We start from the raw sequence: 13,245 nt of genomic DNA, 5'->3' as shown, positions 1-13,245 counted from the left end.
AGCTGAACGGAGCCGGTCTCGGACACGAAAAGACGAATATTTTCGAAACTCGGTTCCGCTGAGCTACCCGCTTGTTTGGGCAGGGTTGAGGTTTTATACACAAAGGAGGAAATAAGAATGGCAGTTACCACGTACTATGAAAATGATGCAGACCTGAGCGTACTTCAAGGAAAAACGATCGCGATTATCGGCTACGGCAGCCAGGGACATGCGCACGCGCAGAACCTGCGCGACAGCGGCCTGCAGGTGGTGGTCGGTCTCCGCGAAGGCAAATCGGCGGACAAAGCGAGAGAAGACGGCTTTGAAGTGCTGTCGGTAGCGGATGCGACCAAGCGCGCCGATATCGTTCAGATTCTGATGCCTGACGAAACGCAAGCCTCCGTGTATAAAAGCGAAATCGAACCGAACCTGAAAGACGATGCGGCGCTGCTGTTCGCGCACGGCTTTAACGTTCACTTCGGCCAGATCGTGGCAAAAGCCGGCAACGACGTGCTGCTGGTCGCTCCGAAATCGCCGGGCCACATGGTCCGCAGAACGTATGAAGAAGGCTTCGGCGTGCCGGGCCTGATCGCGATTCATCAAAACGCGACCGGCAAAGCGAAAGACATCGGCTTGGCTTATGCGAAAGGCATCGGCTGTACCCGGGCCGGAGTCATCGAGACTTCGTTCCGCGAAGAAACCGAGACGGATCTGTTCGGCGAGCAAGCCGTACTGTGCGGCGGCGTGAGCGCTCTCGTCAAAGCCGGATTCGAGACGCTGACGGAAGCCGGCTATGCGCCGGAAATGGCTTACTTCGAATGCCTGCACGAACTGAAGCTGATCGTCGACCTGATGTACGAAGGCGGCCTGGCGACGATGCGCGATTCCATCAGCAATACGGCGGAATACGGCGATTATGTAACGGGCCCCCGCATCGTGACGGAAGACACGAAGAAGGCGATGAAGGAAGTGCTGACGGATATCCAACAGGGCAAATTCGCGCGCGACTTCATTTTGGAGAACCAGTCGGGACGCGCTTTCCTGACGGCAACCCGCCGCAACGAGTCCGAGCATCAGCTGGAAGTCGTCGGCTCGCAGCTGCGCGAAATGATGCACTGGATCAAGAAGTAAGCTCTTTTTGAAAAAGGGAAGCGGGGCTACCCCGGGCTGCGCGAAAACGGCGACCGGGGCGGCCCCTTTCCATATCCATTTCCATTCGACTAGGAGGCGCAAACCGTGCGGAAAATTTATATCTTCGATACGACGCTGCGCGACGGCGAACAGTCGCCCGGCGTCAACCTGAATACGCGAGAAAAAGTCGAGATCGCCCATCAGCTGGAGAAACTCGGCGTGGACCGGATGGAAGCCGGCTTCCCGGCCGCTTCGCCGGGCGATCTGGCGGCGGTCAACGCGGTTGCCCGCGCGGTCAAAAATGCCAGCGTCGTCGGCCTGTCGCGTTCGCGCGAATCCGATATCGACGCGGTGAGAGAAGCGCTGAAAGGCGCGGCCGATCCGTGTCTGCACGTGTTCCTGGCGACTTCTCCGATCCACCGGAAATATAAGCTGAAAATGGAGAAGCATCAAGTGCTGGAGGCGGCGCAGTCCGCGATCCGCTATGCCAAGAAATACTTCTCCAAGATCGAATTTTCGCTCGAGGACGCGGGACGCACCGAGGCGGACTTCCGCGCCGAAGTGGTGGCGATGGCCGTGCGCGAGGGCGCTTACGTCGTCAACATCCCGGATACGGTCGGCTATCTGAACCCGGCCGAATACGGGGCGATCTTCAAGCATTTGAAAGAAACGGTACCGGGAATCGAAAAAGTGCAGCTGAGCGCGCACTGCCACGATGACCTCGGCATGGCGACGGCCAATACGCTGGCCGCCATCCTGAACGGAGCCGACCAGATCGAAGGCACGATCAACGGCATCGGCGAACGCGCCGGCAATACCGCCATCGAGGAAATCGCGATGGCGCTGGAGACCCGCGCCGATTTCTTCGGCGCGAAGACCGGGCTGGCGCTGAGCGAGATCGCCAGAACGAGCCGGCTGGTCAGCAAGCTTACCGGCATGAACGTGCCGGGCAACAAAGCGATCGTCGGCGCGAACGCGTTCGCGCATGAGTCGGGCATCCACCAGGACGGGATGCTCAAGGAGAAGACGACGTACGAAATCATGTCGCCGGAGACGGTCGGCTTCAAGGAGAGCAAGCTGGTGCTCGGCAAGCATTCCGGCCGACACGCTTTCCGCGAGCAGCTGCTCGAGCTGGGGTACACGCTGGAGGAAGAGCAGCTGAACGAAGCGTTCGCCAAGTTCAAAGATCTGGCGGACAAGAAGAAAGAGATTACCGACGACGATCTGCTGGCGCTGCTCGAAGAGCGGCTGGCCGACGCGCCTGAGCAGTACGCGCTGGAGTCGCTGAGCTTCTCGTTCGCGACCGAAGCGGCGCCGACGGCAAGCGTTACGGTATCCGTAGCCGGCGAAGGCAGCCGCACGGCGAAATCCGGCGGCAACGGTACCGTCGACTCGATCTATAACGCGATCGACCAGGCGGTGGGCGAAGAAGTCACGCTGGTGGACTACGCTATCCAGGCGGTTACGCTGGGCAAGGACGCGCTCGGAGAAGTGCATGTCACCATGCGCCAGGGAGAGACGGAAGTGCGCGGACGGGGCGTCAGCACGGACGTGCTCGAGGCGAGCGCCCGCGCTTATATCGACGCGCTCAACCGGCTGGCGGCCAACCGCCGCCTTCCGAGCGGACGCAAGGGCGCGGAGAAGGTCTGGTAAAAAACGAAAATTCGGCAACGTCGAAAAACGGTACCGCATGTCCGATAATCGGACGGCGGTACCGTTTTCGTCTACAGCTAGCACGTTGACCCACCCTAATCAGAGGTGTGCGTTCGCCTGAAACGCACATGCTTTAGAGGCGTTTCAGAGGGCGTAACCTTACTTTATCACGGTCAAGGTGGTGGATTTGTTCGATCGAATCTGCCGCCCGATCGGTTACCAGGCGTAAGCGTTCGGAGCCGACCCGCCCGGTCCCGGGAAGATTTCGTCCAGACGTTTCAGCTCGGCTTCGCCCAGCTTCAATTCGATGATGCGCAGCGCGTCTTGAAGCTGCTCGAGCGTCCGCGGTCCGATGATCGGAGCGGTGACGGCCGGGTTGGACAGCAGCCAAGCCAGCGCAACGGTGTCCTGCTGCTCGCCCAGTTCTTCGCTGAACGTTTTGAACTGCTCAAGCTGTTCTTTGTGCTTGTCCACCAGTTCGGCGTTGCCGCCGCTGCGGGAGCCTTCGATCTTTTTGAGCGCGTTGCGGCCGAGCAGGCCGCCGGCGAGCGGACTCCACGGAATGACGCCAAGGCCCAGCGCTTCCGAAGCCGGCAGCACTTCGAGTTCCGGTTCGCGGGTCAGCAGGCTGTATTTGTGCTGTTCGGAGATCAGACCGAGAAAACCGCGCTTTTCCGCTTCTTTTTGCGCGACGGCAATATCCCAGCCGGCAAAGTTGCTGGAGCCGACATAGTCGATTTTGCCCTGGTTCACGGCAACCTCGAAAGCTCCCCAAAGCTCGTCCCAACTGGCGTTGCGGTCGACGTGGTGCATCTGGTACAGTTCGACGTGATCGGTCTGCAAACGCTGCAGCGATCCTTCGAGGTGGCGGCGAATCTTATAAGCGGACAGTCCGCGCTCCCCGTTCGGCCCGTCGACGTCGTTGCCCATGCCGCCGTACACTTTGGTCGCGAGCACGACTTTTTCCCGGCGGCCTCCGCCCTGTTTGAACCAGCGTCCGATGATTTCCTCCGTAAGGCCGGCGTTGTCTTTGCCTCCGTAAACGTTTGCAGTATCAAAGAAGTTGATTCCGGCATCCAGAGCCGCATCCATGATGCGGAACGAATCTTTTTCATCCGTTTGATTGCCGAAATTCATGGTGCCCAGACAGATGCGGCTGACCTTAAGTCCCGACTTTCCCAAATACGTGTATTCCATGTTGTTCGCTCAGCTCCTCGATCGATGATTTGGCGAAACGTTATTCCTTTATCATTACCCTATTACTGTAACAATCAGCTTAAGCATAAGCAAATTTCTTTATGTAAGTAATGATGAAAGATAGTCGTCGGCCTATAGGCAAATCCTATCAAGTTGATAGTTTCTATATCTTGGTCAATCTCTGACGGAGTATGTTACTGTTTTGGAATAGAGGTTCCAACCCGGAGCGGTGACGGAAAGCAAGCATTTCGCCGGCGGGAATTCCATGACGAATAGGGAGTGCGACAAATGGCGGAAACGAAAAAAATCGCGGTAATCGCGGGAGACGGTATCGGACCCGAAGTAGTGGCGGAAGCGGAAAAAGTGCTGCACAAAGTCGGCGAAGTATTCGGCTATTCGTTCGAAACGGAGCATGCGCTGTTCGGCGGGATCGCGATCGACGAGAAAGGCACGCCGCTTCCGGCCGAAACGCTGGAAGTCTGCAAGCGCGCCGATGCGGTGCTGCTGGGCGCGGTCGGCGGACCGAAATGGGACAACAATCCGAAGGAGCTGCGTCCGGAAACGGGGCTGCTCGGCATCCGCAAAGAGCTCGGCCTGTTCTCCAACCTTCGTCCGGCCGTCGTCTTCGACTGCTTGAAAGACGCCTCGACGCTGAAGCCGGAAGTGCTGGAAGGCACGGACCTGATGGTCGTGCGCGAGCTGACCGGCGGCATATATTTCGGGGAGAAATTCCGCAGACAGACGGAACAAGGAGAAGAAGCGGTCGATACATGCGCCTACAATGCGGCCGAAGTGGAGCGCATCGCCCGTCAAGCCTTCGACATCGCCATGAAGCGCCGCAAAAAGCTGGCTTCGGTCGATAAAGCGAACGTGCTCGAAACGTCGCGGCTGTGGCGCGAAACGGTGATTCGTATCGCCGAAGAGTATCCGGAAGTCGAACTGGAACATGTGCTGGTCGATAACTGCGCCATGCAGCTGCTGCGCCGCCCGTCGAGCTTCGACGTGATCGTGACGGAGAACATGTTCGGCGACATCCTGAGCGACGAAGCGGCTATGCTCACCGGTTCGATCGGCATGCTGGCCTCGGCGTCCCTCGGAGAAGGCAGCTACGGACTGTACGAACCGGTACACGGCTCGGCGCCGGACATTGCCGGACAAGGGCTGGCGAATCCGATCGCGACCATTCTGTCGACCGCGCTGATGCTGCGTTTGACGTTCGGCTACGGCGAAGCGGCAGATGCGATCGAGCGCGCGGTAGCCGAGGTGCTGGACGCGGGACACCGGACGAGCGACATCGCCGCCGGCCGCGCCGAAGCGCTGTCCACCACGCAAATGGGCGAGCTGATTCTCAACGCGATTCGTAAATGATAATCATTACAAATAAATAAGCGTTATAATCTTGACTTCGAAAAATCCCGGTGATAACATAGTGTCATGGGTTTCAGAATATTCAGAAAACACTCTTCACCGGGTGTCATTTTGAAGGAGGATTTTACGACAATGGCAGAACGTTTGGTAGGCAAACCGGCTCCGGCCTTTACAATGGAAACTGTATCCGGGGACGGACAGGAATTCGGCAAAGTATCCCTCGAAGATTACCGCGGCAAATGGCTCGTGTTCTTCTTCTATCCGCTGGACTTCACGTTCGTGTGCCCGACTGAAATCACGGCACTGAGCGACGCCTTCGGCGACTTCCAGACTCTCGATACCGAAGTTCTCGGCGTGAGCATCGACTCCGTGCACAGCCACAAGGCATGGATCGCGGCTCCGACGGAAATCGGCGGCCTGGGCAAGATCAACTTCCCGCTCGCTTCGGACATCACGAAAAAAGTCGCAAGCGACTACGGCGTTCTGATCGAAGAAGAAGGCGTCGCGCTGCGCGGCCTGTTCATCATCGATCCGGAAGGCGAACTGAAATATCAAGTCGTGAACCACAACGACGTGGGCCGCAGCGTGGAAGAAACGCTGCGCGTGCTTCAAGCTCTTCAATCGGGCGGTCTGTGCCCGATGAACTGGAAACCGGGCGACAAAAACCTTCAAGGTTAATGGCGCGCGTCGGCCCTGCCGACGCAGTCTCGGTTCATAGGCAAAGCCTTCTTCCCGGCATGTACCGGGAAGGAGGCTTTTTTGCACCTTTGTCTCTGGCGTGCCGCGAAATTCCATGCTAAGATGAGGCCAGGCAGGACCGAAACATTGCAAGACGGATAAGCGACAGGTATTCAAAATGCCGCAAGAGGGTTGATAATAGCCAAGGGATGAACCAATAAAGGAGGGTGAACGGCCATGAGTTTCTGCTGCGGAGCCAGTATGATCGGAACAAAGGGTACGCTGACACACTACCGGACCCAGGTTCACAACGTTCCTCTGTTATATTGTCCGGTATGCCAACGGATCGAGGTTCATTACAAGGTCGAAAGCGAGTATGAGATTCTCGCCGAATACGCGCACGGCGACGGCGAATCGGAAATCGATTTCCAGGATTACATTTTGGAAGACGATGTCGAAATGTTCGCCAACTGCGTGAGCATGGAAAGCGACGATAAGCTGGAGTCGGTTCGCAATCAGATCGATCTGTCGCTGGATCTGCTCGGCGTCGCCAAACAAATGGGAGACAAACGCTGGCAGATCGAACTGAAGCGGCGTCTTGCCGTAATGAGCCAGAAGTTGGACAAGATTCAGCAAAAAAACGGCAAATAAGCGGCATGGGCGATCCCGATATTCTCCGGTATTCGTATCCGACGCTGCTGAAAAGAAGCAAAAATTTGTCGTACCGCAAGCAGGTCGAAGAAACCACGCTGGCGCTGCTGAACTTTTTGTTGGAAAACGAGCTGCTCCTTGCAAATCCGTTCAACGAGGACGGTTCGATCAAAAGCGATCTGGTCGTTCGGCGTTCGGATTTGACCGAAACGGGCGATCTGCTGATGAAGACGTATTTCCCCAAATGGTCGGCTTATATCGATCGCGGCGGAGAAGTGACACGTGTGAACATACTGTCCAACGGATTGAAAAAGCTGCGCGAAAGCGCCGCTGTCGAATAAATAACAAAACCGGAAGCGATCCCACCCGATCCTTCCGGTTTTGTTTTATCCCCGTCCGCTGCCCTTCGTGGAGCGAGGCTGTCCAAGAAGTTTGGAAAACGCTATCGTCTTTGTTAAAATAAAAAGGTAGGAAGAAACAGGAAGTTAAACGAATCCCAATACATATCCCGGACGGCGATTTGCCTTCATGCAAGGCGCGGCATAGGGAAGACGGAGGAACGTTCATGAAAAGCGTACAGGACCTCGCATCGAGACTTAAGCAAAATATCGGGAATATTATTGTAGGAAAAGAAGACGAAGTGGATTTGCTGCTGACCGCGCTGCTCGCTTCGGGTCACGTACTGCTCGAAGACGTGCCGGGCACGGGGAAGACGATGCTTGCCAAAAGCCTCGCGGCCTCGCTCAGTCTCAGCTTCCAGCGCATTCAGTTCACGCCGGACCTGCTGCCTTCGGACTTGACGGGCATTCATTTTTATAATCAAAAAGACGGCGAATTCCATTTCCGGCCGGGGCCGCTGTTCGCCCGCATCGTGCTGGCCGACGAAATCAACCGGGCGACGCCTCGTACCCAGTCCAGCCTTCTGGAATGCATGGAGGAGCGCCAGATCAGCGTCGACGGAGAGACGATGAAGCTGGAGCAGCCGTTCATGGTGCTGGCGACGCAGAATCCGGTCGACAACCAGGGAACGTTCCCGCTGCCGGAAGCGCAGATGGACCGCTTTATGATCCGGATGAAGCTGGGTTATCCTTCGGCTCCGGAAGGGCGGGAGATTTTGCGGCGTACCGTGCAGGCGGGCGGATTGGCGGCCGAAGCGGCCGCGACGACCGCGACGGCGGAAGAGGTGCTCGAAGCGCAGGCCGTGTGCCGCCGGGTCACGATTACCGACGACCTGCTCGATTATATCGTGGCGCTGGCGGACGCTTCGCGCGCCCATTCGGAACTGGCGCTCGGCATCAGCCCGCGCGGCACGCAATCCCTGCTGAGAGCCTGCCAGGCTTACGCCGCCCTCAAGGGACGCGATTACATTTTGCCCGACGATATCAAAAAGCTGCTGGTACCGGTCTGCGCCCATCGCCTGGTGCTGAACAATCGCTACGATCTGCAGGATCATCCCGCCGAGCGCATCTTGGCCGAGCTGTCGGATCGGGTCCCCGTGCCGAGCGAAGAGGGACTGGAAAGCGAAGTGAGATAAATGGCGCTGCTCGGATTTTTGATCCTGGTCGGGCTCATCGTCATCGCGCAGGGTTGGATTTTGGGTCGGCCGGCTTTGAGCCGGCTCGATTACCGGCGCGATTTCAGCAAATACGTCTGCCGGGAGGGAGAGCGAATCGAGATGGTCGAGACGATCTCCAACCGCAAACGCCTGCCTGTGCCTTGGCTGCGCTTGGAATCGATGCTTCCTTCGGCGCTGTCCTTTACCCGCAGTTCCGATACGAGCGTAAGCGAAGGAAATATTTATCAAAACCATGCGAGCCTGTTTACCCTGCCGGCCCGAACCAAAATCACGCGAACGCATCGCATCACCTGTCGGGAGAGAGGGATCTATCCGATCGAAAGCGCGACGATGACCGGCGGCGACCTCTTCGGAATGTATGCGCCTTCAAAAAAAATCGACCTGCACGCGCGCATGGTCATTCATCCCCGGATGCTGGGCGACGGCGAGCTGCCGATTTCCTGGAAAACATGGCAGGGCGAGCTTGCGGTTCGGCGCTGGATCGTCGAAGATCCTTTTCTGATCACCGGAGTCAGGGAATACGCGCAGAGCGATCCGATGAACCGGATTCATTGGAAAGCCAGCGCGCGTACCGGTCGGCTTCAGGTACACAAAAGCGGGTATTCGGCCGACCCGCGCGTCATGATTCTGTTGAATGTCGAAGATTCGGAAACGATGTGGAGCGTCGTGACCCGTAAGGGGCTGGTCGAACGGCAGCTGTCGCTGGCGGCGACCTGCGCCGCTTCGCTGATCGGTCAGGGCATGCCCGCGGGGTTCGCCCATAACGGAGAATCGCAGCTTGGGGAAGCGGGGTATCGTCTCGACACGGACTACGGACCCGTGCATCTGGGCCGGATGCTGGAAGCCATGGCGGGCTTCGAATTGAAGTCCCGCCTGCCGTTCCACGAACTGATGCAGCTGGAGGCGCAGCGCGAGTTCAGGGAACCGATCGATTATTTGATCGTAACGGCCCATCGCTCGTCGAAGGTGGAAGAAGCGATAGCGTCGCTGGAACAGCTCGGTCACCGGGTCGGCGTCACGGGATTTTCGGCCGACGGAGCGAATGTGGCGGCGTCCGGCATTCGCTCGTCGGGACAGCGCGAAGCTGCTTCGTTCGGAGAGGAGGCCGCGTTATGAAGACGAATGCCGAAGCTCGGGAACGCCGTCCTCTGCTGCAGGGATTCGGGCGTCCGGCCGCTTATTCGCTGCTGGAAACGATGTCGGTCTATGCCCCTGCCGTGCTGCTTGCGCATTATCTGCTGAAACTGCCGGATCTGCTGCTGCTTCTGCCGCTGCTTGCGCTGCATCTCTGTGCCAGCCTGATCGGCTTGAGGCAGGCGGAAAATCGGCTGGCCGGCTGGGCGACCCTGCTGCCTTTCGCGGCCGCTCTGCTGCTTGGACTGTTTCTGCCGGGCGGCACGCTTGTTCGGGGGATCGGCGCCGCCGTGCTGCTGCTGGCGGCTTTGCGAGGGCTGATGACGGGGCGCAGGCAGCTGTGGGACAATATGCAGCTGCGGATTCCGCTGAGCGGGATTGCCGCCCTGCTGATCCTGTACGTATATGCGGGGAATACGCCGGATCTGGAAAATTATCGTCCGCTGCTCTATACGGTATCCGTTTTGCTGCTTGCGCTGACGCTGCTTCTGGTCAACGGCGACCGGGTCAGGGACGCCGCCGGACAGGAAACGTCCGCGCTCGGCAGCGTGCTGACGGCGAACCGGCGCCTCACCTGGATCGTAGCGGCGCTTGTCGTCGCAGCCGGCTTGGTCGGCGGCCCGACCGGCATCCTGAACGCCATTCGCGAATGGTGGATGTCGATCTTCGCCGGCCCGCCGGCCCAACCGGATTTTGCGCCGGATTCGCCGCTGCCGGCCGCGGACTATTCGCAGCTGGGGCAGCTTGGAGAGAGCGGAGAAACGCCGTTATGGCTGAAAGCGGTCGGGTACTCGCTTCGAATCCTGTTCTTCATTGTACTGGTGATCGTGATCGGCTGGCTGCTCTATCGGCTGTTCGGACGCTGGCTGCCGAACGGTCTGCGCAATCTCATTCGCAAGATTGCGGCAAGATTCGGACTGATGCGGGAAATTCGGGCTTCGCAGGACGGCAAGAATTATACCGATAAGGCGGAGAAGCTGGCCGAAGAGAAGACGGGATCGAAAAAGCGCCGCTTCCGTTTCGGCCGCCGCGAACCCGAATATGTCGGCGAAGACCCCAGACTGCGTTACCGCAGTGTCCTTATGAATGCGGCGAGGAAGGGATTTCCGTTTCTGCCGAGCCGCACGCCGGCAGAAAACGGCCGGGAGCTCTCCGCGGGGAAATACACCGAGCTTTCCGCGGAGGAACTGGACCGGTTGGTCGAGCGGTATAATCATGCGCGTTACGGACACGGGGAGAAGCGCGAATAGCGCTTCTCCTTTTTTGGTTTCGGACGCGTTCGGGATGTGGCATAAGCAAGCTTACATGCCTTTGCCAGTAGACCGGTTAGAAGGTTATAATGGAGAGATAAGGAAATAAAGGGCGATACATTGTCCCGACGAAAGAGGGGGAAGCTTTGGCTTTATTAGGAATGATTCTGGCCGGTGTGCTGCTGGCCGGCCTGCAGAGCGTAGTAATCGGCCGCGCCTCCATGCGCCGTATTCGCTACAACCGAAGCTTCAGCCGAGCTTCCTGCTATGCGGGCGAGGACTTGGAACTGATCGAAGTGATCGAGAACGATAAGCGGCTGCCGGTTCCCTGGCTTAAGCTGGAAGCGGAGTTTCCGGCCGTGTTCCGCTTTCGCGGCCGGAAAGGCGCGGAGACGCCCAAACTGAATTTGGGCAGCGTCTACCAGACGCATACCAGCGGGTTTGCGCTGATGCCCCGGCAGCGGGTGACGAGAAAACACTTCGTCGTATGCGAGAATCGGGGCATCTACCGGCTGTCCACCGTGTTCATGACTTCCGGCGACCTGCTCGGCTTTGTAATGCGCTCGAATTCGGTGCATGTGGAGAGCCCCCTGGTGGTATACCCGCGTCTGCTGCAGGAGATGAAGATGCCTTCGGATTGGCGCAGCTGGCAGGGAGAATTTTCGGTACGCCGCTGGATTTTGGAAGATCCCTTCCTGATCGAAGGGTCCCGGGAATACGCGCCCGGAGATCCGATGAACCGGATTCACTGGAAATCGAGCGCCCGCACCGGCACTCTGCAGGCGTACCGGCAAGGTCATTCCGCCGATCCGCAGGTTATGATCGTCCTTGACATCGGACGCGTCGTTCTCGGCCTTCAGGAGGGAAGCGGCGAAGAAGAAGCGGAACACGCAATCAGCGTGGCGGCCACCGGCGCCGAAGGACTGATCCGGCAGGGCATTCCCGTCGGACTGATCCATAACGCGCACACGCTGTCCGCGGAGCGGATTGCTCCGGCCGGCGGCGCGGCGCAGCGAGGGGCAATCATGGAGGCGCTGGCCGGAATACGATTGAAGTCTCGGCAATCGCTGGAGGAATGCCTCCTGCAAGAAAGCAGACGGACAGAAAGCCCGCGAGATTACGTGGTCATCAGCGCCGCCGGTTCGGCCGGGATCGGTCAGGCGGTCGACAGGTTGGAAAGCCGGGGGCACAAAGTGAGCGTTATTCATCCGGGAAGTCCGCCGCCCGCCCGGGGAATGGACGAACGACAAGCGGAAGACGCGGAACGCGAGAACCGCGCGGAGGAGGTGGGCGCATGAAAAAACAGTTGGCCGAATCGGCCGGTGCCGCCTTTCAAACGACGGTGATGAGCTATCCGCTGGTCTTGGCCTTTTCCGTATACGTTACGGAGATCCAACCTTACGTATCGGCTTTGCTGGTTTTTCTGTGTTTGTTCGCGGGCGACTATGCGGGGCGCCGTCTTCGCCGGGAGCCGGCTTATCTGGCGGGCGCGTTCCTGCCGGCCGCCGTGTCCATACTGGCGGTCGCGGCGGGCGGAATCGGAGCCCGCGGCATTCCGCTTTTGCTTCTGCTGCTGGCTGCGGGGGAGGCGGGCGCATACGGAGGCATGCGGGCGACCCGGAGCCGCCGCGAGACGTTTATCTTCTGCGTCTGGCTGCTGGCCGGACTTATTCTGTACGCGGTCTCCCTGCGTCCCGGCCCGCTGTATCCCTATTCGCTGTCTCTTTATGCCGCCGGCACGCTAACGGGCATGCTGCTGCTTCTGCGCTGGAACTCGCGAAGGCTGCGAGAGGCGGGGGGACTGGCGGAAGACGAACCGATTCCGAAAGACCGCCTTCGGCGTATCAATCGAGGCTTTATGTCCGGTCTGCTGCTTCTGATTCTGCTGGTCGGCGGGGCAAGCCGGCTGCCCGTCCTGCTCGCGGAATTGTTCCGGCTGCTGAAGCGGCTGCTTCAATGGGACGTTTCCGGGGACCGGGAAATGCCTCCGCCGTCTGTACCGGAATCATCGGACCCTGAATTAGCCGACGTTCCCAGCGAGCAGGGAGACGTCATTTCCCGCAATCAAGAATTGGTGGTCATCTGGCTCGTTCGGGTGGCAGTGATTCTGATGATCGCGGCCGCAGTAATTATCGTCCTGCGCATCTTGTACGTGCTGCTGGCGCGCTGGCTGCCCGACTGGTTCAAACGGCTGCTTGCGAATCTGCGGATTACGGCGCAGCCCCTGCGGCGCAAGGAACCTGAAGCTTATGTCGATATGACGGAGAAAATGGAGCATCGACCCAAGCGGATCCGGAAACGGGCGGTTCTGCCGCCCGAGCCGCCCGATGGGCCGAGAAAAGACTATGTTCGGTTGGTACGCGAAGCGGTGCGCCGCGGTTACCGGTTTCGTCCCGAGCTGACGCCGACCGAGACGGGAAGGGAAATCGCGTCCCGTCCTGCTTATCGCGAATACGATTCCGCCGAGGTGGACGAGTTGATCCGGGACTATAACCGAAGCCGTTACGCGAAAGACCGCGGAGCCGACCGCTAATAAGGAAAAGTTTCGATTTGCCCCGGCCGCGGCATGAACGGTCAAAACCCCGAAGTTCCGGCTGCCGGAGCTTCGGGGTTTTTGGGATGCCATCA

General features: G+C 58.9%; 12 protein-coding genes. 11 read left to right on the top strand and 1 reads right to left on the bottom strand.

The features are described 5' to 3' along the window. Window positions 1–117 precede the first annotated feature (117 nt). Both ilvC and GYN08_RS11385 read left to right on the top strand, forming a co-directional pair. Window positions 118–1,110 carry a ketol-acid reductoisomerase gene (gene ilvC, locus GYN08_RS11390; protein WP_166274313.1) on the top strand — a complete coding sequence of 331 codons (993 nt, stop codon included), beginning with the start codon at window positions 118–120 and terminating at the stop codon, window positions 1,108–1,110. Between the two features lie 105 nt (window positions 1,111–1,215). Then, window positions 1,216–2,763 (top strand): 2-isopropylmalate synthase, encoded by a 1,548-nt coding sequence (locus GYN08_RS11385; RefSeq protein WP_166274312.1) that lies wholly within the window; start codon window positions 1,216–1,218, stop codon window positions 2,761–2,763. A 216-nt stretch (window positions 2,764–2,979) separates the two neighbouring features. Here the strand turns inward: GYN08_RS11385 and GYN08_RS11380 are convergent, their stop codons facing one another. Then, a complete protein-coding gene (locus GYN08_RS11380; RefSeq protein WP_166274311.1) occupies window positions 2,980–3,960 on the bottom strand; it encodes an aldo/keto reductase in 981 nt (326 codons plus the stop codon). Between the two features lie 288 nt (window positions 3,961–4,248). On the opposite strand from GYN08_RS11380, the gene leuB reads away from it, so the two are divergent. The 9 genes from leuB to GYN08_RS11335 all read left to right on the top strand — a co-directional run bounded on the left by leuB (window position 4,249) and on the right by GYN08_RS11335 (window position 13,150). Further along, window positions 4,249–5,328, top strand: a complete 1,080-nt coding sequence (gene leuB, locus GYN08_RS11375; RefSeq protein WP_166274310.1) for a 3-isopropylmalate dehydrogenase — start codon at window positions 4,249–4,251, stop codon at window positions 5,326–5,328. Window positions 5,329–5,460: 132 nt separating this feature from the next. Further along, window positions 5,461–6,006: a peroxiredoxin gene (locus tag GYN08_RS11370; RefSeq protein ID WP_166274309.1), complete on the top strand. Its 546-nt coding sequence runs from the start codon at window positions 5,461–5,463 to the stop codon at window positions 6,004–6,006. 237 nt (window positions 6,007–6,243) lie between these two features. After that, window positions 6,244–6,657 (top strand): hypothetical protein, encoded by a 414-nt coding sequence (locus tag GYN08_RS11365; protein WP_166274308.1) that lies wholly within the window; start codon window positions 6,244–6,246, stop codon window positions 6,655–6,657. Window positions 6,658–6,662: 5 nt separating this feature from the next. Further along, window positions 6,663–6,998: a hypothetical protein gene (locus GYN08_RS11360; protein ID WP_166274307.1), complete on the top strand. Its 336-nt coding sequence runs from the start codon at window positions 6,663–6,665 to the stop codon at window positions 6,996–6,998. Window positions 6,999–7,222: 224 nt separating this feature from the next. Continuing rightward, window positions 7,223–8,191, top strand: coding sequence for an AAA family ATPase (locus GYN08_RS11355; RefSeq protein ID WP_166274306.1), 969 nt, complete (start codon window positions 7,223–7,225; stop codon window positions 8,189–8,191). Next, window positions 8,192–9,349, top strand: a complete 1,158-nt coding sequence (locus GYN08_RS11350) for a DUF58 domain-containing protein (protein ID WP_166274305.1) — start codon at window positions 8,192–8,194, stop codon at window positions 9,347–9,349. Next, entirely contained in the window at window positions 9,346–10,617 is a 1,272-nt protein-coding gene (locus GYN08_RS11345; protein ID WP_166274304.1) for a DUF4129 domain-containing protein, read from the top strand. The genes GYN08_RS11350 and GYN08_RS11345 overlap by 4 nt, the downstream gene beginning before the upstream one ends. 146 nt (window positions 10,618–10,763) lie before the next feature. Then, window positions 10,764–11,915 (top strand): DUF58 domain-containing protein, encoded by a 1,152-nt coding sequence (locus GYN08_RS11340; protein WP_166274303.1) that lies wholly within the window; start codon window positions 10,764–10,766, stop codon window positions 11,913–11,915. Beyond that, window positions 11,912–13,150, top strand: coding sequence for a DUF4129 domain-containing protein (locus GYN08_RS11335; RefSeq protein ID WP_166274302.1), 1,239 nt, complete (start codon window positions 11,912–11,914; stop codon window positions 13,148–13,150). Before GYN08_RS11340 ends, GYN08_RS11335 begins: the two co-directional genes overlap by 4 nt. Window positions 13,151–13,245: the final 95 nt, after the last annotated feature.

The organism is Saccharibacillus alkalitolerans (genome assembly GCF_011090185.1).
In the GTDB taxonomy this organism is placed as follows: domain Bacteria; phylum Bacillota; class Bacilli; order Paenibacillales; family Paenibacillaceae; genus Saccharibacillus; species Saccharibacillus alkalitolerans.
Note: the sequence above shows the minus strand (reverse complement) of the source record. Positions and strands in the feature narration are given on the sequence as shown.